At 71.8% G+C, this 22,167-nt stretch carries 17 protein-coding genes; 10 read left to right on the top strand and 7 right to left on the bottom strand.

The genetic code is table 11. The features are described from left to right. Positions 1-79: 79 nt before the first annotated feature. Positions 80-631 carry a TetR/AcrR family transcriptional regulator gene (locus tag ACFQGL_RS31275; RefSeq protein ID WP_377516257.1) on the top strand — a complete coding sequence of 184 codons (552 nt, stop codon included), beginning with the start codon at positions 80-82 and terminating at the stop codon, positions 629-631. A gap of 34 nt (positions 632-665) precedes the next feature. After that, entirely contained in the window at positions 666-2,903 is a 2,238-nt protein-coding gene (locus tag ACFQGL_RS31270; RefSeq protein WP_377516256.1) for an MMPL family transporter, read from the top strand. An 82-nt stretch (positions 2,904-2,985) separates the two neighbouring features. Here ACFQGL_RS31270 and ACFQGL_RS31265 read toward each other — a convergent pair whose 3' ends face one another. Then, a complete protein-coding gene (locus ACFQGL_RS31265) occupies positions 2,986-4,242 on the bottom strand; it encodes an erythromycin esterase family protein (RefSeq protein ID WP_377516255.1) in 1,257 nt (418 codons plus the stop codon). Positions 4,243-4,400: 158 nt separating this feature from the next. Continuing rightward, entirely contained in the window at positions 4,401-5,198 is a 798-nt protein-coding gene (erm, locus tag ACFQGL_RS31260; protein WP_377516254.1) for an ErmE/ErmH/ErmO/ErmR family 23S rRNA (adenine(2058)-N(6))-methyltransferase, read from the bottom strand. Positions 5,199-5,646: 448 nt separating this feature from the next. On the opposite strand from erm, the gene ACFQGL_RS31255 reads away from it, so the two are divergent. Beyond that, positions 5,647-7,854 (top strand): outer membrane protein assembly factor BamB family protein, encoded by a 2,208-nt coding sequence (locus ACFQGL_RS31255; RefSeq protein WP_377516253.1) that lies wholly within the window; start codon positions 5,647-5,649, stop codon positions 7,852-7,854. Positions 7,855-7,899: 45 nt separating this feature from the next. On the opposite strand, the gene ACFQGL_RS31250 is transcribed toward ACFQGL_RS31255, so the two are convergent. Further along, positions 7,900-8,802: a Gfo/Idh/MocA family protein gene (locus tag ACFQGL_RS31250; protein WP_377516252.1), complete on the bottom strand. Its 903-nt coding sequence runs from the start codon at positions 8,800-8,802 to the stop codon at positions 7,900-7,902. A gap of 215 nt (positions 8,803-9,017) precedes the next feature. On the opposite strand from ACFQGL_RS31250, the gene ACFQGL_RS31245 reads away from it, so the two are divergent. Both ACFQGL_RS31245 and ACFQGL_RS31240 read left to right on the top strand, forming a co-directional pair. Continuing rightward, positions 9,018-9,410: a hypothetical protein gene (locus tag ACFQGL_RS31245; RefSeq protein WP_377516251.1), complete on the top strand. Its 393-nt coding sequence runs from the start codon at positions 9,018-9,020 to the stop codon at positions 9,408-9,410. Continuing rightward, complete coding sequence (locus ACFQGL_RS31240) at positions 9,403-9,819, top strand: hypothetical protein (RefSeq protein WP_377516250.1); 417 nt, start codon at positions 9,403-9,405, stop codon at positions 9,817-9,819. The genes ACFQGL_RS31245 and ACFQGL_RS31240 overlap by 8 nt, the downstream gene beginning before the upstream one ends. 68 nt (positions 9,820-9,887) lie before the next feature. Here the strand turns inward: ACFQGL_RS31240 and fabG are convergent, their stop codons facing one another. Beyond that, positions 9,888-10,646: a 3-oxoacyl-ACP reductase FabG gene (gene fabG / locus ACFQGL_RS31235; RefSeq protein ID WP_377516249.1), complete on the bottom strand. Its 759-nt coding sequence runs from the start codon at positions 10,644-10,646 to the stop codon at positions 9,888-9,890. Positions 10,647-10,821: 175 nt separating this feature from the next. Here fabG and ACFQGL_RS31230 point away from each other — a divergent pair, with 175 nt between their 5' ends. Further along, on the top strand, positions 10,822-14,556 hold the full coding sequence (locus tag ACFQGL_RS31230; RefSeq protein ID WP_377516248.1) for a S8 family serine peptidase: 3,735 nt from the start codon (positions 10,822-10,824) through the stop codon (positions 14,554-14,556). Between the two features lie 82 nt (positions 14,557-14,638). On the opposite strand, the gene ACFQGL_RS31225 is transcribed toward ACFQGL_RS31230, so the two are convergent. Beyond that, positions 14,639-16,291 carry an alpha-amylase family protein gene (locus ACFQGL_RS31225; protein WP_377516247.1) on the bottom strand — a complete coding sequence of 551 codons (1,653 nt, stop codon included), beginning with the start codon at positions 16,289-16,291 and terminating at the stop codon, positions 14,639-14,641. Between the two features lie 114 nt (positions 16,292-16,405). Between ACFQGL_RS31225 and ACFQGL_RS31220 the strand changes: the two genes are divergently transcribed. Beyond that, positions 16,406-17,077, top strand: a complete 672-nt coding sequence (locus ACFQGL_RS31220; RefSeq protein WP_377516246.1) for a DedA family protein — start codon at positions 16,406-16,408, stop codon at positions 17,075-17,077. Positions 17,078-17,090: 13 nt separating this feature from the next. Here the strand turns inward: ACFQGL_RS31220 and ACFQGL_RS31215 are convergent, their stop codons facing one another. Beyond that, complete coding sequence (locus ACFQGL_RS31215; protein ID WP_377516245.1) at positions 17,091-17,843, bottom strand: YidC/Oxa1 family membrane protein insertase; 753 nt, start codon at positions 17,841-17,843, stop codon at positions 17,091-17,093. 99 nt (positions 17,844-17,942) lie between these two features. Continuing rightward, entirely contained in the window at positions 17,943-18,239 is a 297-nt protein-coding gene (locus ACFQGL_RS31210) for a DUF6412 domain-containing protein (protein ID WP_377516244.1), read from the bottom strand. A gap of 121 nt (positions 18,240-18,360) precedes the next feature. Here ACFQGL_RS31210 and ACFQGL_RS31205 point away from each other — a divergent pair, with 121 nt between their 5' ends. The 3 genes from ACFQGL_RS31205 (at position 18,361) to ACFQGL_RS31195 (ending at position 21,950) form a co-directional block, all read left to right on the top strand. Then, a complete protein-coding gene (locus ACFQGL_RS31205) occupies positions 18,361-19,497 on the top strand; it encodes a carboxylate-amine ligase (protein WP_377516243.1) in 1,137 nt (378 codons plus the stop codon). A gap of 25 nt (positions 19,498-19,522) precedes the next feature. Next, positions 19,523-20,905 (top strand): FAD-dependent oxidoreductase, encoded by a 1,383-nt coding sequence (locus ACFQGL_RS31200; RefSeq protein ID WP_377516242.1) that lies wholly within the window; start codon positions 19,523-19,525, stop codon positions 20,903-20,905. Positions 20,906-20,975: 70 nt separating this feature from the next. Beyond that, the gene (locus ACFQGL_RS31195) at positions 20,976-21,950 is read left to right on the top strand and encodes a LacI family DNA-binding transcriptional regulator (protein ID WP_377516263.1); all 975 of its coding nucleotides are present in this window, start codon (positions 20,976-20,978) and stop codon (positions 21,948-21,950) included. The last annotated feature ends 217 nt before the right edge of the window (positions 21,951-22,167 follow it).

The following is a 22,167-nucleotide window of genomic DNA, read 5'->3' as shown; positions in this document are numbered from 1 at the left end:
GCCACCGCATTGGTCTGACCGATCGGTCAGGGTCTGACCGATCGGTCAGGCATGCTGGTCTGCGGGAGGTGGACCGGTGATGGCCAGAGCGGTGTCCGAGACACACGGCGAGATACTCGCGGCGGCGACGCGACGCTTCGCGGTGACCGGCTACCGGGGCACCTCGTTGCAGGACATCGCCCGCGAGGTCGGCTGCTCCAAGGCCACCGTGCTCTACCACTTCGCCAACAAGGAAGCCCTGCTCGCCGAGCTGATGTCCCCGGCCATCGCGGTCCTGCGGGACCTCGACGACCGACTGACCGGCCTGACCGGCGCCGCCGCCCAGCGGGCCGCCACGGTGGGCTTCGTCGACCTCGCCGTGCGGTTCCGGCGGGAGATCGCCCTGCTCCGCGGCGAGTTCCCGGAGCTGCTGGCCCAGCCGGCCTTCGCGCACATCCAGCAGATCTCCGAACGACTACGGGACGCGTTCGCCGGGCACTCCGACCGGCCGGCCGCCCAGATCACCGCGCTGGTGCTGCTCGCCGGCATCTCCGAGGCGTGCGCCGAGTTCGTCGACGTGCCCGACGACGAACTACGGCCCGCCCTGCTCGGCCTCGTCCGACGGGCCGTCGAGCCCGTCGACGCACCCTGACTCAACCACCCACGACCGAGGACAAGGAAACCTGATGGCCACCCTGCTCTACCGGCTCGGCCGGGGCGCGCTGCGCCGGCGACGGCTCGTCGTCGCGCTCTGGCTCGTCGTACTCGTCGGCGCCGGCCTGGCCGCGGCGACCCTGCGCGGCCCGACGGCGAGCAACTTCACCATGCCCGGTACGGAGAGCCAGCGCGCGCTCGACCTGCTCGCCGAGCAGTTCCCCGCGGCCAGCGGTGCCACCGGCACCATCGCGATCAAGGCGCCGGGCGACGGCCAACTGGCCAGCCCGCAGGGCCGGGCCGTGGTGCAGGAGCTGGTCCAGCAGGCCGGGACGCTGCCCGGCGTGGTCGGCGCGGTCGACCCGTTCCAGGTCGGCGCGGTCTCGCCCAACGGCCGGTACGCGCTGGTCCAGGTGCAGTTCGCCACCGGCGGCGACGAGGTGACCGACGAGCAGAAGACCGCGTACGAACAGGTCGGCTCGGCGGCCAAGGCGCAGGGTTGGCAGGTCGCCCCCGGCGGCGAGGTGCTCGGCGGCGAGCCGGAGATCGGTTCCACCGAGGCGCTCGGCGTACTGGTGGCCGCGATCGTCCTGATCATCACCTTCGGTTCACTGGTGGCGGCCGGGATGACGATGCTCAACGCGCTGATCGGCGTGGGTGCCGGCATGGCCGGCCTGTTCGCGCTGAGCAGCGTCGTCGAGTTGACCAGCACCGCGCCGATCCTGGCGCTGATGCTCGGCCTCGCGGTCGGCATCGACTACTCGCTGTTCATCACCTCCCGGCACCGGCAGAACCTGCTCGACGGCCTCTCTCCGGAGGAGGCGGTCGGCCGGGCCGTGGGTACCGCCGGCTCCGCCGTCGTCTTCGCCGGCGCCACCGTGGTCATCGCGCTGGCCGGTCTGGCCGTGGTGGACATCCCGTTCCTGACCGTGATGGGTCTCGCCGCCGCCGGCACGGTCACCGTCGCGGTGCTCGTCGCCATCACCCTGCAACCGGCGCTGCTCGGCTTCGCCGGCCGTCGGGTTCTTCCGCGCCGGCTGCGCTCGGTCGCCGCCGATGGGTCGGGTGCCGGCGACACCCCGCCGGCCGCCGGCCTGGACACCGTCGACCACCCGGTCGCCGACACCACGTCGACCGGCAACCGGTCCGGTTTCGGTTTCCGCTGGGCACGGCTCGTCACCCGGTTCCGGGTGCCGGTCATCCTGGTCGGCCTGCTCGGCCTCGGGCTGCTCGCGCTTCCCACGCCGGACATGCGGCTGGCCCTGCCGGACGCCTCGACGGCGGCCGTCGGCTCGCCCGCCCGGGTGTCGAACGACCTGATCACCGAGGGCTTCGGGGCGGGCTTCACCGGCCGGCTCGCGGTGGTGGTCGCCGGCGACTCGCCGCAGGCCACCTCGGCCGCCGTGCCGCAGGTCACCGCGCTGCTCCAGCGCACCACCAACGTGCTCGCGGTGGCGCCGGCGCAGCTCAGCCCGGACGGCCGGACCGCGCTGCTCGGCGTGGTGCCGAAGACCGGCCCGACCGACGAGGCCACCGAGACCCTGGTGCACGACATCCGTGGCTCGGTGGGCGGCATCCGCGACGCCGACGTACTGCTCACCGGTGTGACCGCGATCGGCATCGACGTCTCCGAGAAGCTCTCCGACGCGCTGCCGATCTATCTGCTACTGGTGGTCGGGCTCTCGGTGCTGCTGCTCATGCTGGTGTTCCGTTCGCTGCTGGTCCCGGTCAAGGCCGCGCTGGGCTTCCTGCTCACCGTCGCCGCCACGTTCGGCATCACGGTGGCGGTGTTCCAGCAGGGGCACCTCGCCGACCTGGTCGGCCTGGATACGCCGGGCCCGCTGATCAGCTTCCTGCCGATCCTGCTCATCGGCATCCTGTTCGGGCTGGCGATGGACTACGAGGTGTTCCTGGTGTCCCGGATGCGGGAGGACTTCGTGCACGGCGAGTCCGCCCGGCAGGCCACCATCAGCGGCATGGGCCACGGTGCCCGGGTGGTCACCGCCGCAGCGCTGATCATGATCTCGGTCTTCGGGGGCTTCGTCTTCCTGGAGGACCCGGTGATCAAGTCGATGGGCTTCGCGCTCGCCGTGGGCGTGGCCATCGACGCCTTCGTAGTCCGGATGACCATCGTCCCGGCGGTCATGTCGCTGCTCGGCGACCGGGCCTGGTGGCTCCCCCGCTGGCTGTCCCGCGTCCTGCCGAACGTCGACATCGAGGGCGAGGGCCTGCGCGCCCACCTGACTGACCGCACTCCGACCCGGGTCTGACCGCCCACGTCGATCATGGAGTTGTGGTGCCCCTGGGGGCCCCGATCCGGGGCCTCGCACCACAACTCCATGATCGACGAGGTCAGACGCCGGCTGGGTACGTCTCCATCTCGCCGGGGACGGCGGGTACCGGTAGCGGGTGCAGGGCGGTGGTCTCGTCGCACCAGATGAAGGCGTCGTAGCGGTCGCCGAGCCGGGTGGGCACGTAGTTGCCCCAGGACTCGAAGGACGGGTCGTAGACCACCCCGATCGCCCGGTGGTCCGCGGTGTCGGTGACCCAGCCCGGCTGGTCGTCCCCGCCGAAGACCAGCACCGCCCGGTCCGGCATCAGCTCGTGCATCCGCTGCTCCACCGACCCCTCACGGGCCGGCGGCACCACCATCGGCTCGGCCGGTGAGCCCCACCGTGGAGCGGCGATCACCGTACCCCGGTAGCTGCCGAACCCGATCAACGTCACCGCGTCGTCGCCGTACCGCTCCCGGGCCAACTGGCCGATGTTGATCATCCCGTCGGCGGCCATGTCGGTGGCCCGGGCATCCCCGACATGCGTGTTGTGCGCCCAGACGATCCCGCGGGCGTCCGGGCCGTACCGATCGAGCAGCCGGTCCAGGGTGTTCTGCATGTGGGTGTCCCGGATGTTCCACGAGTCCGGCCCACCGGCCACCATGGCCCGGTAGTAACGCTCCGCGCCGGCCACCACCTCCGCGTTCTGCCAGGCCGAGAAGCGGTCCGGGCCGTCGGAGAGGGCCTGCTCCCGGGTCCGGGCCAGCAACCGGACCACCTCCTCCTCGCACCGGGCGGAGACGAACCGGCTGGCCGCGCCGTACTCCTCGAACTGCCGGCCGTACGGCTCGAAGCACCGGTACGCGTCCTGCGCCGCCTCCAGCGAGGTCGGATCCTCCTCCCCCAGGTAGTCGAAGATCGCCTGCATCGACTCCCAGAGGCTGTACACGTCGAGCCCGTGGAACCCGGCCCGCCGGTCCTGGGGCCGCTCCAGGTTCCACGCTCGCAACCAGCTGCAGAACCGGGCCACCTCGGCGTTCGCCCACATCCAGGTCGGCCACCGCTCGAAGTGTTCGAGCGCGGTCTGCGGCTCGGGCGCCCCGCCCGGCGCGGCGATCACCGAGCGGTGCACCCGGTCGCAGTCCGGCCAGTCGCCCTCCACGGCCACGAACGAGAAGCCGCACTCGGCGATCAACCGGCGGGTGAGCTGCTCGCGCAACCGGTAGTAGTCGTAACTGCCGTGGGTGGATTCGCCGATCATGACCACCCGGGCGTCCCGAACGCGCTCCAGCAACGGGTCGAAGTCGCTCGGCGCGCCGAGCCGCTGAACCAGCATGCCAGCGGCTACCCGGAGGCCGTTTGAACAAACCGTCGGCGCGCTGCCCGCCGACACGCCGGAGGCCGGGCGCCCGCGCCGCCGCCGACTCCCCGGGTGTACGGGTGGAGCGAGCGGGTAGCCGCTGGCAGGACCGGGCGGGCCAGTTGGCCGTACGGTCAGCGGGCGTGCAGCAGCCGGAACAGCACCAGCCACTGCTCGGGCCAGACGTACCCGACCGGGGTGTCCGGCGCGATCCGGGTGGCACGCAGCGCCGCCGCCACCCGCGCCGGCGGGTACTGCCGGCGCAGGCTCGCGGCGAGCGAGCCACCGACGCCCTCGAAGCCGACCGTCACCAACCGGCGGTACGCCGGCAGGGCGTCCGGGGCCAGCAACGGCTCCGCCCGCCGCTCGATCCGCAGGATCCCGCCGTCCACCGTCGGCACCGGACGGAACGCGGTACGCGGCACCCGGCCGGCCAGCCGCCAGCCGACCTCGGGCCAGGTGGCCACCGTGAGACGGGTCCACCGGCCGTAGTCGCCGCCGCGCCGGCGGGCGTACTCCAACTGGGTGAGCAGGGTGGCCGAGCGCAACCGGGGCGCGGCCAGGCACCAGCGCACCACGGCCGAGGTCAGCGACCACGGGATGTTGCCGACCACCGCGAACGGCTCCGGTGGCGGCTCGGCGGCCAGGAAGTCGGTCTGCCGGTGCTCGACGTTGGGCAGGGCCGCGCAGACGGCGGCCAACTCCCGCCCGGCGGCCGGGTCCACCTCGTACGCCGCCAGCCGTCCACAGTGGGCGGCGAGCGGCCGGGTCAGCTGGCCGCGACCGGCGCCGACCTCCAGCAGGAGTCCGTCCGGATCGGGGTCGGCGGCGCGGACCATCCGCGCCACGGCGGCCCGGTCGACGAGGAAGTTCTGACTGAGTACGCGACGGGACCGGTCGCGTTCGGTTGGTCGGGAGTTGCGGGGCGCCACGGGTCGTCGTCCTGTCTGTCGCCGTTCGGCGACGGGCTGGACAGGCAGCCGGGATTCCGGGCCTGTCCGAGTGGATCGGGACTCGGACGGCCCTGGGAGTGACGCGGGAGTGCGCCTGCGATCAGTCGCGGGTCGCGTCCCGGCCCACCAGGGCCGGACGCCGGAACCGCGGGCGGGACGCCAACAGGGGGCCCCGGGCGGCCGGCGTACCGACCGCCTCGATCAGGGCATGCGTGAACATGGTCGGACGCTAACCCGCCGCCCTCCGGCCCGCCACCGATTTGCGCCGCGCCGAGCAGTTCGCGAGGCGGGCTCGTCGCTGAACAGCTGACCCGTCGACACGGAGCGGTCGCGTTCGTGTCGCCGCGAGTTCGCCCCGGGTGGCTAGCTTTCATGATCAACATCCGCTTCCTTCGAAGGGATGTCGGCGACCCAGGTAAGGACCACGATGCCCACTCCACACAGCAACGATCAGGCTGTCAGCCGACGCTTCCTCCTCGGCGCGGCCGGCGTCACGCTCGGCACCCTGGCCGCACCCGGCATACTCGCGACCGCCGCGACCGCCGCGACCTCGGGCAAGCCCCGCCCCGGGACCCCGCTGGGATTCGCCCTGGTCTCCGACACCCACCTCAACCCCACCGCGCCGGCTCGTACCGACACCATGCGGACCGTGTTCCGGGCGATCGCCGACCGCGATCCGGCCGCGGTGCTGCACTGCGGCGACATCACCGACTCCGGGTCGCCCGCACAGATCGCCCTCTACCAGTCGACCGTCCCGGCGGAACTCGCCGACCGCATCCACTACACCCCCGGCAACCACGAGGTGCGCTGGGACGTCTCGGCCAAGGAGGAGTACCACCGGGCCTTCGGTGCCAGCCCGCAGTCGTTCGACGTCTGCGGCGTGCACGTGGTCGCGCTCGACCCGACGATGCTGCTCCAGGAGCCGGGCCACTTCGGCGGGGCACTGCTGGACTGGTTGGAGAAGGACCTCCGCCGGGTCCGGAAGAACACGCCCATCGTGATCTTCCAGCACCACCCGGTCGGGGACGCCTGGTACTACGCCGACGACCAGGACCGCTTCCTGGAACTGGTCGAGCGGTACGACGTACGGGTGGTCTTCGCCGGGCACGTGCACGCCGAGGCGGTACGCCCGATGAACGGCCTGGTCGAGATCACCCTCAAGGCGGTCAAGGACAGTCCGCACTACTACTGGGCCGAGCGGACCTCCGACGAGCACGGGAAGCCCCAGCTGGTGGTGACCCGGGTCGACCTGCCCGCCACCGGCGGCACCACGACCACGACGGTGGCGACCGTCCCGCTGACCGGCTCGGGGCCGGGTGCCGACGTCGAGCCGACCACCGTGCACGTCTCGGCCGCCGGGGCGGCGTTCGCCGTCCGGGCCAGCTTCGGTCGTACCACGCCGGTGGCGGTACGCGCCCAGGTGCTGCCGGAGACCGGCTTCAGCGGCAGCGTCAACACGCCGTACACCGAGCTGACCCGCACCGGAGCACACTGGCAGACCTCGCTGGACGCCTCGGCCCTGCCGCCGGGCACCCACCAGGTGCGGCTTCGCGCGGTCGACGCCGACGGAAGCTGGTGGGACTCCGTACGCACCGTGCAGCTGGCCGGACCCGGTCCCCGGGTGGCCTGGGAGACCGCCCTGGACGGCGCGGTGCAGGGCGCGCTCAGCACGGCGGGCGACCTGGTCGTGGCGGGCTCGACCGGGGGCGTCGTCACCGCCTGGGCGATGCGACACGGCCGGGCGAAGCAGCGGTGGACGGTCCGCACCGGTCCGGTCTACCGGGAACCGGTGATCGCCGACTCGACCGTCTTCGTCCCCGGCGCCGACCACACGGTGACCGCGTTGGACACTGCGACGGGTCGACGGCGTTGGCAGGTCCGTACCGCCGAGCCGGTCCTCTCCACACCGTCGCTGACCCGGGTGGACGGCGCTGGCGTACTGCTGGTGGCGGCCGGCACGACGCTGCTCGCGCTCGACCCGACCAACGGCCGGGAACACTGGCGTGCCGCCCTCGGTGGGTTGGCCACCGGCCGGCCAGCGTGCGACGGAGATCGGGTGTACGTCGGTGCGGGTGACGCCCGCGCCCACGCGTTCGACGCCCGGACCGGTACCGCACTCTGGACGTTCACCACCCGCGCGACGACCGACCCGAACACGGCCCTGCTCTACGGCCCGTGGGACGACCGGACCGTCCTCGTGCCGAACGGTCCCGTCGTGGTCTCCTCGGTCTCCGCGACGTGGGGTCTGGACCGGGCGACCGGTAACACCCTCTGGTCGGTCTCCGGCTCGTCGATGTACGCCGGCCCGCGGCTGGCGACGGTCGGCGGGTCGACCGCGCTGCTGCTGATCCAGGAGCGCGGCGCGACGCTGCTCGTCGACCCGATGAGCGGGGCGATCCGCTGGCAGACCCAGCTGGGCTTCCCGGTCTTCAACTCCGGTGCGGTGGTCGACGGCGAGACCGCGTGGGTGCTCGGTGCCAACAGCCAGCTCGGCGCGTTGGACCTGAACACCGGCCGGCTGGACCGGCTGGTCAAGCTCGGCACCGGTTACAGCTTCTCCACTCCGGTGCTGGCCGGCGGTCAGCTGGTGGCCGCCGACCAGAACGGCCGGGTACGCGGCGTCGATCTCGGCTGAGCGTGCGGAGGGGCCCCGGCTCGCCGGGGCCCCTCCGGAAGGCCGTCAGGCCGGGACGACGACGGTGCGGGATTCGGCGCGGGCGGTCTCGGCGGCGGCGATGATGCCGACGACCTCACGGCCGAACCGGACGTCGCAACGGTGGTCCCGGGTGCCCGCCCGCACCTGCTCGATGAGCTGGTCGATCGCCACACCGAACGCCGTGGCGGCGTCGTTCTCGCCGTACGGGACGTTCTCGACGCCGTTCTCGCCGTAGAAGACGAACTCCCGGGCGAGCGCCCCCTGCGGGGCGTCCAGGCTGAGCGACGCACTGCTGGTGGCACCACCCTCGTGCGTCAGCAGCAGGTGCACCATCCCGCTCGGGCCGTCCATCGCGGCCACCTGGGTCACCCGGCCCAGCACCGGCAGGATGATCGAGAGCGCGTGCGGGGCGATGTCCCAGAGCGCACCGTGCTCACGGCGCCACAGCGAACCGCCGTACGGGCTGCCCTCGTGGAAGATCGAGTTGAACGCGGTGGTCCGGCCGTGCTGCCAGCCCCCGGCGGCAGCGGTCGCGGCCAGGAACGCGGTCACGTTCGGCTGGAACCGCTGGGTGAAGAAGACCACCGAGGCGACCCCGGACGCCTCGGCGGCGGCGACCACCCGGTCGGCGTCGGCGACGTCGAGCGCCAGCGGCTTGTCCAGCAGCAGGTGCCGGCCTGCGGTGGCTGCCCGGACCGCGATGTCGGCCTGGATGTCCGGTGGCAGCGCGACGGCGACCGCCTCGCACACCTCCAGCAGCGCGTCGACGTCGGCGAACGCCGGCACCCCGTACCGCTCGGCCAGCGCGGCGGCCCGCTCGGGGTTGCGCCCCCAGACCCCGACCAACTCCGCGTCCGGGTGTGCGTGCAGCGCCTTCCCATGCGTCTCGATCGCCCAGTGACCGGTGCCGAACAAGCCGAACCGCACGTCTACCTCCGCCTTTTCGCTCGCCGTGGCGACACCACGGACGTGATTCACGCTAGTCGCCCCACCTGCCGGGCCGGCGGCGGGTCGACCAACCGCAGCTGGTCGATCCTGCTTCGGGAGCGAACCGTGGCCCGGGACAGCGAGGCAGCGTCACCCGGTTACTACGACGGTTAGTAGGCTGTGCCGGTGACCGAGGCAACGACCGGGTGGGTCCGGTGACCAGCGTGGGCGCCGACTCACCGGTGGACGGGCTCCTCGCGACGGTGTCGATCGTGCTGTCGCTGCTCGTCGCGGTGTGGGCGCTGGTGGCGGCGGTACGCCACCGACCGCCGGACCGGGTGCAGTTCATCGGCCTGGCCGTCCTGGAAGTGGCGCTGCTCGTGTTGAGCGTGGTGGCGCTGGTGGCGATCGGTGGCGGGGATCGGCCCGGGGAGCCCGGCGCCTTCTTCGGCTACCTGGTGACGCTGGTCTGCCTGCCGCCGCTGGCCTGGGTGCTGGCCCGGATGGAGCCGACCCGCTGGGGTTCGGCGATCGTCTGCGCGGTCTGCCTGGTGGCCCCCGTGGTGGTCGTCCGGTTGCAGCAGACCTGGGAGGTAATCGGTGGTTGAGGCACAACCGGCCCGACGCGCCACGAACAGCGGGCCGGGCCGGCTGCTGATCGCGGTCTACCTGCTCTTCGCCATCGCGGCGACCAGTCGGGCGGGCCTGCAGATCGCCACGAAGTTCGACGAGGCGCCGGTCGCCTACCTGCTCTCCGCGCTGGCCGCGCTCATCTACATCGTGGCCGCGGTGGGGTTGGCCCGCGCGGGGCACACCGGCCGACGGGTCGCGCTGATCTGCTGCTCGGTGGAGCTGGTCGGGGTGGTCGCGGTCGGCATCCTGAGCCTGGCCGACAAGGAACTGTTCCCCGACGAGACGGTCTGGTCGCAGTTCGGCAGCGGGTACGGCTACATCCCGCTGGTGCTGCCGGTGCTCGGCCTGTTCTGGCTCTGGCGCACCCGCCGCGACCCCGCCTGACCAGCGCCGGGAGGCGGTGCGACGAGAGCGCTCCGAGGTGGACGGAGCGCTCTCGTGCAGAGCGGGGGTCAGTCGCGCGGGCCGCCGGCGACGTAGATGACCTGGCCGGAGACGAACGAGGCTCCCTCGCTGGCCAGGAACGAGATGGTGTGTGCGACGTCCTCCGGCCGGCCCGGACGGCGTACCGGGATCTCGGCGGCGGCGTGCTTCTGGAAGTCGTCGAAGTCGACCTTCATCCGCGCGGCGGTGGCCGCGGTCATGTCGGTGACGATGAAGCCGGGCGCGACCGCGTTGACGGTCACGCCGAACGGCCCCAGCTCGATGGCGAGCGTCTTGGTGAAGCCCTGCAGGCCGGCCTTGGCCGCGGCGTAGTTCGCCTGGCCCCGGTTGCCCAGCGCGGAGGTGCTGGAGAGGTTGACGATCCGCCCCCACTTGCGGTCCACCATGTGCTTCTGGGCGGCCTGGCTGAACAGGAAAGCGCCCCGCAGGTGCACACCCATGACCGTGTCCCAGTCGGCGTTGCTCATCTTGAACAGCAGGTTGTCGCGGAGCACGCCCGCGTTGTTGACCAGCACGGTGGGCGCGCCCAGCTCGGTGGCGACCCGCTCCACGGCGGCCTCGACCTGCGCCCGGTCGGACACGTCCGCGCCGACGCCGAGCGCCCGGCCTCCGGCAGCGGCGATGGCGTCCACGGTCTCCTTGGTCGCCGTCTCCTCGATGTCGACCACGGCGACGGCCATCCCGTCGGCGGCCAGCCGGCGGGCAGTGGCCGCACCGATACCGCGCGCGGCTCCGGTGACGATGGCGACGCGGGGCTCATCCGACATGATTACCTCCCGGTAACTTGGGGTCGATCGAAGGAGCCTAACCCGTCACCGGCGGTCACCAGCGATGACCGTCGCTTTACACAATGGATCTATACGAGATGATCTTCCGCGCGTAGCGTCGCGTTCGCTGTCACCCCCGCCAGCGAACAGACGACGAGGCAAGGAACGACATCAGTTGAAGTTCTCGCGTACCCGTGGGGCCTGGCTCGCCGCCGTGGTCTCCGCGACCCTCGCGGCGACCGGTGGATCACCCGCCCTGGCCGCCGCCCCCGGAGCGCCGGCCGATCCCGGCACGACCCCCGCCCCCGCGACCGACCTGCCCACCCCACCCGGCACCCACTCGGTCACCCTGATCACCGGTGACACCGTCACCACCCGCCAGAGCGCCAACGGCGGCACCCTCGACGTACGGGGCCCAAACGGCGCTCCCACGCAGGTGCGGGTGGTGGAGGCCGGCGACGACCTCTACGTCTACCCGCAGGCCGTGCTCCCTTACGTTGCCGCGAAGACGCTGGACAAGCGACTGTTCAACGTCACCCGGCTGATCGCCGACGGGTACGACGACACGCAGGTGGACCACCTGCCGCTGATCGTGTCGTACACCGACGCGGCGGCCGGCCTGCGGGGCGCAGCCGCACCCACCGGCGCGACCCGCACCCGCACCCTGACCAGCATCTCGGGTGCCGCGCTGAGCGAGGACCACGACCAGGCCGACGAGTTCTGGGCCTCCGTCACCGCCGCCACCGCGAAGTCGGCCACCGCCGGCAGCGGCACCGGACACTTCGGCGGCGGGATCGCCAAGATCTGGCTGGACGGGCGGGTGCACGCCGATCTGGCCGACACCACCGCGCAGATCGGCGCACCCGAGGTGTGGGCCGGCGGCGACACCGGCGCGGGCGTACGGGTGGCCGTACTGGACACTGGCATCGACCCAACCCACCCGGACCTCGCCGACCGGATCGGCCAGTCCGCCGTGTTCGTGCCCGGTGAGGAGATCACCGACCGGTTCGGGCACGGCACCCACGTCGCCTCCACCATCGCCGGCACCGGTGCCGCCTCCGGCGGCCGGGAGAAGGGCGTGGCCCCGAACGCCACACTCGCCATCGGCAAGGTGCTCAGCGACACCGGCTTCGGGCAGGATTCCTGGATCCTCGCCGGCATGGAGTGGGCGGCCCGGGATGCCGACGCCAGCGTCATCAACATGAGCCTCGGCTCCGGCTGGCCCAGCGACGGGACCGACCCGACGAGCCAGGCGATCAACGCGCTCAGCGCCGAGACCGGTGCCCTGTTCGTCGTCGCCGCCGGCAACACCGGCCTGGTCAGCAGTGTGTCCTCCCCGGGCGCAGCCGACGCCGCGCTGACCGTCGGCGCCGTCGACGGTGCCGACCAACTCGCCGACTTCTCCAGCCAGGGCCCGAGGGTCAGCGACGAGGCCATCAAGCCGGAGCTGACCGCGCCCGGCGTCGAGGTGCTCGCCGCCCGCTCGCAGTACGCAGACGGTGAGGGCTCGTACCAGACGATGAGCGGCACCTCGATGGCCACGCCGCACGTGGCCGGCGCCGCCGCCCTGCTCGCCGCGAAGCACCCGGACTGGACCGGCCAGCAACTCAAGGACGCCCTGGTCAGCACCACCAAGGCCACCCCGCAGTACGACGTGTTCCAGGCCGGCACCGGCCGGGTCGACGTCGCCGGCGCGATCCGCGCCCCGATCGTCGCCACCGGCACCATCTCCACCAGCGTGCGGTACGAGACCGCGAAGGCGGGCGCCAGCACGCACCCGGTGACGTACACCAACACCACCGGCGCGCCGATCACGCTGAACCTCGCGGTGGACGCCGCGGCCGCGCCGGCCGGCCTGTTCAGCCTGTCCACGGCGCAGGTCACCGTACCGGCGAACGGCACCGCCACGGTCACCCTGACCACGGACACCACCCGGGCCAACGCCGGCAGCCGGTACACCGGTCAGGTCGTCGCCGCCGGGCCGGACCGGGCCGTGCTGGGCCGCACCGCGATCTCCGTCGGCACCTTCACCCCGTACCACACACTTCGGCTGGAGATGACCGACCGGGCCGGCAAGCCGACCCCCGGCCAGATCGAGCTGGGCCAGCCGGGCGGCTACTTCGTCGACTATGTGGACACCGACGAGAACGGCATCGTGGAGCTGAACCTGCCCGAGGGTGTGTGGTCGGCGATGAGCTTCCTGAATGTCACCGGCAGCCACGGGCCGAACTCGCTCGGCCTGGCGCTGCTCGGCGACCCCGACATCGACCTGCGCCAGGACACCACGATCCGGCTGGACGGAAAGGCGGCCCGCCGGATCGAGTCGTCGGTGCCGCAACAGACGGCCGACACCTTCACCCGGCTGGACTACTACCGGTCGCAGGGCGAGGGCCGGTGGCGTTCGTTCCTCGAAGGCACCACCTTCTACGACAGCTTCTGGGCCCAGCCCACCAGCAAGGACGTGCGGAACGGCGACTTCTACCTGGGCGCCCGGTGGCGTAAGGAGCAGCCGGTGCTGAGCGTCGGCACCACGAAGGTGAACTTCGACGACGTGGTCCGCCAGCAGGGCACCACCCAGTTGCCGAAGGGTCGCTGGACGTTGTCGGCGGTCTTCGCCGGCAACGGGGCGGCCAGCGATTACACCGGGGTGAACGCCCGGGGCAAGGTGGTCGTGGTCCGGCACAACGCAGACGTCAGCAACCGCGAGCAGGCAGCCGCGGCGACCGCCGCCGGGGCGAAGCTGATGCTGGTCGTCAACGACCACCCGTGGCGCGAGGTGCGCGACTACTCGATCGACTTCTTCACCGACACCCCGATCGAGGTGGCACTGCTCAGCACCGACGAGGGCGAGGCGCTGATCCGGCAGATCCAGCGCGAATCGACGAAGGTCGAGGTCGTCTCGCAGCCGGTCGCCGACTACGTGTACGACCTGGTTCAGGGCTACCACAACCGGATCCCGCGCGACATGATCCGGACCGAGACGGCGAAGACGCTGGCCCGGGTCGACGTCGGCTTCAACTTCCCGAGCCCCGAGACCCGGGGTGGCGAGTTCCGCTACGACTGGCCGACGTACAACGACTGGGGCATCGGCCTGAGCAGCAACCGGCCGCTCGCACCGGTCCGCACGGACTGGGTCTCCACCGACAAGCTGTACACGTGGGGCCAGGAGGCGTACATCGGCTCCGCCACGTACCAGATCGACCCCCGGACCACCTACCGGGCCGGCAGCAGGAACGAGGAGCAGTTCTTCCACCCGATCGAACGGCCGCACCTGAACAACAACTTCAAGCTGCCCAAGCGCTCGGGCGACGCTCTCAACCTGGACGTGCCCGGTTGGGGCGGCGACGACCACGTCGGCATGGCGATGAACTCCGCCACGCAGACCAACCAGCTCTACCAGGGCAGCACGCTGCTCGGCGAGAGCACCAGCACCTGGATCAACAGCACCGCGCCGAACCCGGGTGAGCTGCCGTACCGGCTGGTGGTGAAGACCACCCAGGACCCGACCGCCGGCCCGTACTCCACCAGCACCGAGACGCAGTGGAAGTTCCGGTCGAAGGCGCCGGCCGCGGGTGTGGAGTACAGGGTGGTGCCGCTGCTCCAACTCGACTACGCGGTCGACACCGACACCGCCGGCATCGCGAGGGGCCGGACCGACCTGACCGTCTCCGCCGCGCACCTGCCCGGTGCCAGTGGTTGCGGCAGCATCCGGCCGGTCACCCTGGATATCTCGTACGACGACGGGGCGCACTGGCAGAAGCAGTCGCTGGACCGTTCGAAGGACGGATCCTGGACGGCGAAGCTGCGGGCGCCGAAGGGCGCGAGGTACGTCTCGCTGCGGGCCAGCGCCGCGGACAGCTCGGGCAACTCGGTCGACCAGACCGTGCTGCGCGCCTTCGGCGTGCGCTGATCGTGTGACGTGCGGCCGGCACCGACCGGCCGGACGTCCCGCGTGACCGGGGACCGTGCCGATCGGCACGGTCCCTCGTCGGTCAGAAGGGCTGGCTCCGGCAGAGGCGGATCCAGCGGTAGCCGTGGCCGGTCAGCTTGACCGCCCCGAGCTTGCCCAACTCGCCGTAGCCACGGTCGGCGAGCACGTCGATCGGCAGGTCGGCTTCCTTCTCCAGGGTGCTCAGGTCCACCTCGACGTCGTCGGTGCCGAGGTTGTGCAGGAAGACCATGGTCCCGGTCGGCCCGTCCGCGCGGTGGGCCAGCACTCCGGCCGGCACCGGCACGTCGATGTGGGTGGTCGAGCCCGAGCCGATCTCCGGCGCCTCGCGCAATGTACGGATCATGCGCTCGAACCAGGCGAGCAGCGACTTCGGGTCGCCACGCTGGGCGGTGACGTTGACCGTCTGGTAGCCGAAGTCACCCTTGTCGATCACCGGCCGGACCAGCTTCTCCGGGTCCGCCGTGGAGAAACCGGCGTTCGGCTGGTACGACCACTGCATCGGGGTACGGATCGCCTCCCGGCCGGGCAGCGACAGGTCCTCGCCCATGCCGATCTCCTCGCCGTAGCGCAGCACCGGCGTGCCGCGCAACGAGAACTGCAGGGCGTACGCCAGCTCGACGCGGCGTCGGTCGTTACCCAGCATCGGGGCGAGCCGGCGACGGATGCCCCGGTCGTAGATGCGCATGTCCTCGTCCGGGCCGAACTGCGCGTACACCTGGTTGCGCTGTTCGGTGGTGAGCCGGGAGAGGTCGATCTCGTCGTGATTGCGCAGGAAGGTGGCCCACTGGCCGCCGACCGGCAGCTTCGGGGTGTCGCGCAGCCCTTCGATCAACGACTCCGGGTCCTGCCGGGCCAGGGCGAGCATGAGTCGCCCGTTCAGCATGAAGTCGAAGAGCATGTGGATCCGGTTGCCGGACCCGCCGGCGTCACCGAAGAACGTCGGTAGCTGGTCCGGCTCGACGTTCGCCTCGGCCAGCAGGACCGCGTCCCCGCGCCGCCACTGCACGTGCTGGCGCAGCTCGGTGAGAAACTCGAAGTCCTTCGGAGAATTCGGGTTGCCCGGCTCGGTCAGCTCGATGATGAACGGCACCGCGTCCATCCGGAAGCCGGCGACGCCGAGCTGCAGCCAGAACGACATGATCTTCTTGATCTCCGCCCGGACCTTCGGGTTGGCGAAGTTCAGGTCCGGCTGGAACTTGTAGAACCGGTGGTAGAACCACGCCTTGGCGGTCCGGTCGTAGCTCCAGGTCTCGTCCTGCTCACCGGGGAAGACCATGCCCTGGTGCCGGTCGGCCGGCTCGGTGTCGGACCAGACGAACCAGTCACGGTACGGCGAGTCCGGCGAGGAACGGGCGGACTGGAACCACGGGTGCTCGTCGGAGGTGTGGTTGACCACCAGGTCGATGATCACGCGAATGCCACGGTTCTGGGCCTGGTGCAGCAGCTCGGCGAAGTCACCCAGCGTGCCGAAGCGCGGGTCCACGTTGTAGAAGTCGGTGGCGTCGTAACCGTCGTCACGGTTGGGCGACGGGTGGATCGGGTGCAGCCACAGGCAGGTCACGCCCAGCCGGGCCAGGTAGTCCAGCCGTCCGATGAGCCCACGGATGTCACCGACCCCGTCGCCGTCGGAGTCGGCGTACGTGTCGATGTCGAGGCAGTAGACGACGGCTTCGGAATACCAACGGTCACCCATGCCGGAGGAACATCTCCGGTTGACCGCCACGGCAAACCCGCTGAGAGCAGGTGTGGGCTGGGCGCGGCTGGGTATGACCATCCGATCCCCTGGACCCGACGCGAGAGGACGACCATGGCGCTCGCCCAGACCGGCGACCCCTCCGAGTTCACCGGGCTGACTGGCTGGGTGGCCACCGTGATCGAGGGGATGGGTCCGCTCGGCGTGGGGCTGCTGGTGGCGCTGGAGAGCATCATCCCGCCCATTCCCAGCGAGATCGTGCTGGCGCTGGCCGGCTTCCTGTCCCATGAGGGCCAGTTCAACGTGCTGCTCGTGGTGCTGGCCGCGACGGTCGGCTCCCTGATCGGGGCACTGGTGCTCTACTGGCTCGGTGCGGCGCTCGGTGAGGAGCGACTCAAGCGTTGGCTGGACCGCATCCCGTTGGTGGACTCCGAAGACCTGGAGAAGGCCGACCGCTGGTTCGAGAGGCACGGCCGCTGGGCGGTGCTGATCGGTCGGATGGTGCCGGTGGTGCGCAGCCTGGTCTCCGTCCCGGCCGGGGCGAACCGGATGCCGCTCGGCGAGTTCATCCTGCTCACCACGATCGGCAGCGGGGCCTGGAACGCCCTCCTCGTCGGGGCCGGTTACACGCTCGGCAGCCGCTGGCAGGACGTGGAGCGGTACAGCGACTGGTTCAACTACGCGATCGGCGCCGTCTTCGTCTTACTCGTGGTCAGCTGGGTGGTCCGCAAGGTACGCCGACGCCGGACGCGCGACGACCGGCGGTCGGTGACCGCCGGTCGTTAGAGCCGCGTCACGGTCAGTTTCTGTCCAGCGCGCCTGTCTTCTCCGGCTGTGGTCGCCGGAGCACCGCCTGCTCCAGCGCCGACCAGGCGGTCGTGGTCACCAGGTAGATCACCGCGGCGAGCGGCAGCACCAGTGCCACCAGCACCGTCGTGAACGGCAGCAGGGGCAGCAGTCGGGCGAGCGCGGCGGCACCCGGCCCCTCGGTGGTCGTACCGGCCACCGTGCCGGTCAGCGTCGAGGCCCGGCGGGCCCGCCGCGACGACCACCAAGCCAACAGCAGCAGTACGGCCAGCAGGGCGGCGAAGAGCGGGCCGGCCGCCCCGGCAAGCCCGTCGCCGAGATGGTGGCCCAGCGGCACCCCGCCCAGCCGCTCCTGCAACAGGCCGGTGCCACCCTCGGTGGTGCTGAAGAGGCGGTACATGACCAGCAGAAACGGTGCCTGGAGCAGCACCGGCAGGCAGCCCGCGACCGGGTTCGCGCCGGCCGAGCGGTACAGCGCGAACACCTCGGTCTGCAGCTTCGCCGGGTCGGCGGCGTACCGCCGTTGGAGGTCACGCACCTGCGGGGCGAGGGCCGCGCGGCGTCGCTCCCCGCGGACCTGCGCGACGGTGAGCGGCGAGAGCAGCAGCCGGACGACGATGGTGAGCAGCACGATGGCGGCGGCGGTCGCCGTGCCGCCGGCCAGCGGTTCGAGCAGGTCGACGAGCCAGGACAGCGCGGTGCCGGCGGCGCCGACCGCGCCGTGCAGTGGTGCGAAGGCGAGCATGGGAAACCCCTCGGTCCGATTCCGGTGGGGTCCTCCCGCCCGGCGTCCGCCGGGCGGGAGGACCGATGACGGCGGGATCGGCCGCGTGGCGGCGTGGCGCTACGCGGCCGAGGGGTGCCCGGGTGCACGTGGGCGGGGACGCCCGGCGGCATCCGGGTCGACCTGGCGGGGTACTCGACGGCCACGGGAGCGAGCTCGCAGACCGGCCCAGCGTCGGCGCTCGACGCCCGGCCCGCCCGAACGGCCCGGAACGCGCGCCGCGAGCAGCGCGGTGAGCAGCACGAGGGCGGTCAGCGCGACGCCGGCCAGCAGATCGGCCGGTCGCTCCGCAAGCAGGACGAGCTGGGCGAACGTGGACATCCACGCGGCCCAGAAAATCCCCAGCGGTACCGGCACGGGCTCAACCTAGATCCCGGCGTCAAGCCCTCCGACACGTTTCCCGAGGTCAACACTCTGGGTAACCAGGGACCGACCGACGCGGACAGGCCGCGACCGGCAGGAACGGACGGTGGTGTCGATGACCGGCCAGGTGACGGAGCTGCCCGGCGGTACGACCGCGGGGACCGAGTTGCTCACCGTGGGTGTCGAGGAGGAGTTCCTGCTCGTCGACCCGCACACCGGGGCCGCTGTACCCGCCGTCGACCTGGTCCTGGAGCAGGTGCCGGCGGAGCTGCGCGGGCAGGTGGAGCGGGAGTTCCAGACCAGCCAGATCGAGATCGGCACCCCGCCCGGCCTGGAGCTCTCCTCGATCCGCCACTCCCTGGGAGTGCTGCGCCGAGCGCTCGCGGACGCCGCCGAGCAGGCCGGCGTACGACTGCTGGCCATCGGCACCGGGCCGGTGGACGGCCCGGTGCCACCGGTGGTGGACAAGCCCCGCTTCGACCAGATGATCGAGCGGTTCCGGCTGCTCGTACCGGGCCCCGGCAACAACGGCATGCACGTGCACGTCGGCATTCCCGACCCGGAGACCGGCGTGCAGGTGCTCAACCACGTCCGGCCCTGGCTGCCGATGTTGCACGCGGTGACCACCAACTCCCCGTTCGCCCGGAGCGAGGACACCGGGTACGCCAGTTGGCGGTCGGTGGAGTGGGAGCGCTGGCCCTCGGTGGCCCCGACGCCCTTCCTGGAGTCGCACGAGCACTACCAGCGACTGATCCGCCAGTTGATCTCCAGCGGGGTGATGCTCGACGAGGGGATGCTCTACTGGTACGCCCGGCTGTCGGCCAAGTACCCGACCGTGGAGCTGCGGATCGGCGACGTCTGCCCGTCGGTGGACGACGCGGTGCTGGTCGCCGCGCTGGTCCGGGCGCTGGTGGCCACCGCCATCGCGGACGTCGCAGCCGGCCGGCCGGCGCTGCGGACCGACCATCACCTGCTGGTCGGCGCGCACTGGCGGGCCGCCCACGACGGCCTGGAGGGCGACGGCGTGGACGTCACCACCGGCGAACTGCGCCCGGCCTGGGAGCTGCTCGACCAGTTCGTCGAGCGGATGCGCCCCGCGCTGGAACAGCACGACGACTGGGCCGACGTAACCGATCTGCTGGGCGGGCTGCGCCGGCACGGCACCGGGGCGGCACGGCAGCGCGCGGTGTTCGCCCGTACCGGACGGCTCACCGACGTGGTGCAGGACGTGGCGCGACAGACCCGCGGCTGAACACGCTCGTGACAGGATGGGTCCCGTGGCGCAACGGTTGATCGTCATCGGCGGGGACGCCGCCGGCATGTCGGCGGCCTCTCAGGCCCGACGCCGCCGTGGCCGTGACGACCTGGAGATCGTGGTCTTCGAACGGGGGCACTTCACCTCGTACTCGGCGTGCGGCATCCCGTACTGGATCAGCGGCCTGGTGCCGGGCCCCGAGCAGTTGATCATCAGGGCGCCGGAGACGTTCCGCAAGGACTTCGCCATGGACGTACGGATCCGGCACGAGGTGACCGCCATCGACCTGGAGCGCCGCGAGGTGGTGGCGCGCGACCTGGACCACGGCGGCGAGGTCCGCGAGCGCTTCGACGATCTGATGTACGCCGCCGGCGCGGTGCCGGTGAAGCCACCCTGGGCGTCCACCGATGCGGACGGCGTGTTCGGCATGCAGACCCTCGACGACGGGTCGGCGCTGCGCGACTGGCTGGTCACCGAGCCGGTGCCACGCCGAGCGGTGGTGATCGGTGGCGGCTACATCGGCGTCGAGATCGCCGAGGCGCTGATCGAGCGCGGCCTCTCCGTCACGCTGGTCGAGCAGGCCGACCAGCCCATGTCGACGGTGGATGGCGACATGGCCGAGCTGGTCGCCGACGCGATGCGGGGCCTCGGCATCAAGATCCGTACCGGCCTGCGGGTGACCGGCCTGGAGCAGCGGGACGGCCGGGTGTCCGCGGTGGTCACCGCCGAGGGGCCGATTCCGACCGACGTCGTGGTCCTGGGTCTGGGCGTACGCCCGAACGCCTCGCTCGCCGAGGCTGCCGGGCTGCCGATCGGGCCGACCGGCGGCATCCGGGTGGACCGCCGGATGCGGGTGCCCGGGCTCCCCGGGATCTGGGCGGCCGGCGACTGCGTGGAGACCCTGCACCGGGTCAGCCTGATGCCGGTGCACGTACCACTGGGCACCCACGCCAACAAGCAGGGCCGGGTGGCCGGGATCAACATCGGCGGCGGGTACGCCACCTTCACCGGCGTGATCGGCACGGCGGTGACCAAGGTCTGTGACCTGGAGGTGGGCCGCACCGGCCTGCGCGAACGGGACGCCACCGCGGCCGGGTTCGACTTCGTCTCGGTGGTCGCCGAGTCGACGACCCGGGCCGGCTACTACCCCGGGGCTCGGGCGATGACCGTGAAGCTGATCGCCGAGCGACCCAGCGGACGGCTGCTCGGCGCACAGATCGTGGGCTGGTCCGAGGCCGCCAAACGGATCGACACGCTGGCCGTGGCGCTGTGGAATGGCATGACGGTGGACGACATGACGGCACTCGATCTGGGCTATGCCCCGCCGTACTCGCCGGTCTGGGATCCTGTGCTGATCGCCGCCCGCAAGGCGGTCGACGCGCTCGCCGCCGTCGACGACCGCTGACCACGCCCCCGTGGAGGACCACCCCGTGACCCACACCCCGACCCGGCCGGCCGCGCGCCGCCGACCGACAATGGTCGACGTGGCCCGGCACGCCGGGGTCAGCCTGAAGACGGTCTCCCGCGTGGTCAACGACGAACCGGTGGGGCAGGAACTGGTCCGCCGGGTGCTGGCGGCCATCGCCGAGCTGGGCTTCCGCCGCAACGACATCGCCCGCAACCTGCGCTCCCGCCAGCTCAACGCCACCGTCGGGCTGCTCATCGAGGAGATCGCCAACCCGTTCTACGCGACCATCGCCAGCGTCGCCGCCGACATCGCCGCGGCCCACGGGACCATGCTGATCACCGCATCCTCGGAGGAGGACCCGGAGCGGGAACGCGCGCTGCTCCAGGACTTCACCCAGCGCCGGGTGGACGGGCTGCTGGTGGTGCCGGCCGGCCCCGACCACTCGTTCCTGCGCCGCGAGGTCGAGCTGGGCATGCCGGTGGTGTTCCTGGACCGGCCGCCGCAGGGGCTGCTGGTGGACGCCGTGCTGCTGGACAACCAGGGCGGCAGCCGGGCCGGGGTCAGCGCGCTGCTCGACCAGGGGCACCGCCGGGTGGGTGTCCTGCTGGGCGCGCCGAGCGTACCCACGATTCGTGAGCGACTGGTCGGCGCGCGGGCGGCGTTGGCCGCCGCGGGGATCCACCCCGACGAGTCGCTGGTCGCCGACCGCCTCACCACGCCGGAGGAGGCCGGGCAGGCGGTTTCCACGCTGCTCGACCTACCGGCCCCGCCGACCGCCTTCTTCTGCGCCAACAACCGGCTCACCGTCGGTGCGCTCCAGGAACTGCACCGGCGGGGCAGCGATGCCGCGCTGGTCGGCTTCGACGACTTCGAGCTCGCCCACCTGATGCCCCGCCCGTTGACCGTCGTCGGGTACGACACCCGGGAGCTGGCCCGGGTCGCCACCGAGCGGCTGTTCGAACGGATCGCCGGCGACGACTCCCCGCCCGCGACCACGGTGCTCCCCACCCGACTGCTACGCCGCGGCCTGCCCCCCACCTGATCCGGCGGCGCGGTCCTCGACCGTCGATCACGCGAGCCCAGCGGCCTCGCCGGGGGTGCACGTCGACGCAGCGATGCCTTCGAGCGGCGGTCCATCCTGGGGCGGAGTCGACAGCGAGCCGTATACCTCAGAGGCATAAATATGGGTCTTGTGACGTGTCTGTGGGTGGTTGGGCGCGTCGTTGATGGCGCACGCCGTTGTCCTGCCTAGGTTCTGG

It is taken from the genome of Micromonospora vulcania (assembly GCF_042658605.1).
In the GTDB taxonomy this organism is placed as follows: domain Bacteria; phylum Actinomycetota; class Actinomycetes; order Mycobacteriales; family Micromonosporaceae; genus Micromonospora; species Micromonospora vulcania.
The sequence above is the reverse complement of the archived record's forward strand: the minus strand, read 5'-3'. Positions and strand labels throughout refer to the sequence as shown.

Bases quoted from the DNA above. Each gene is read 5' to 3' on its own strand.
- ACFQGL_RS31275 (WP_377516257.1), top strand. From the start codon at position 80: ATGGCCAGAGCGGTGTCCGAGACACACGGCGAGATACTCGCGGCGGCG.
- ACFQGL_RS31270 (WP_377516256.1), top strand. From the start codon at position 666: ATGGCCACCCTGCTCTACCGGCTCGGCCGGGGCGCGCTGCGCCGGCGA.
- ACFQGL_RS31265 (WP_377516255.1), bottom strand. From the start codon at position 4,242: ATGCTGGTTCAGCGGCTCGGCGCGCCGAGCGACTTCGACCCGTTGCTG.
- ACFQGL_RS31255 (WP_377516253.1), top strand. From the start codon at position 5,647: ATGCCCACTCCACACAGCAACGATCAGGCTGTCAGCCGACGCTTCCTC.
- fabG (WP_377516249.1), bottom strand. From the start codon at position 10,646: ATGTCGGATGAGCCCCGCGTCGCCATCGTCACCGGAGCCGCGCGCGGT.
- ACFQGL_RS31225 (WP_377516247.1), bottom strand. From the start codon at position 16,291: ATGGGTGACCGTTGGTATTCCGAAGCCGTCGTCTACTGCCTCGACATC.
- ACFQGL_RS31220 (WP_377516246.1), top strand. From the start codon at position 16,406: ATGGCGCTCGCCCAGACCGGCGACCCCTCCGAGTTCACCGGGCTGACT.
- ACFQGL_RS31215 (WP_377516245.1), bottom strand. From the start codon at position 17,843: ATGCTCGCCTTCGCACCACTGCACGGCGCGGTCGGCGCCGCCGGCACC.
- ACFQGL_RS31205 (WP_377516243.1), top strand. From the start codon at position 18,361: ATGACCGGCCAGGTGACGGAGCTGCCCGGCGGTACGACCGCGGGGACC.
- ACFQGL_RS31195 (WP_377516263.1), top strand. From the start codon at position 20,976: ATGGTCGACGTGGCCCGGCACGCCGGGGTCAGCCTGAAGACGGTCTCC.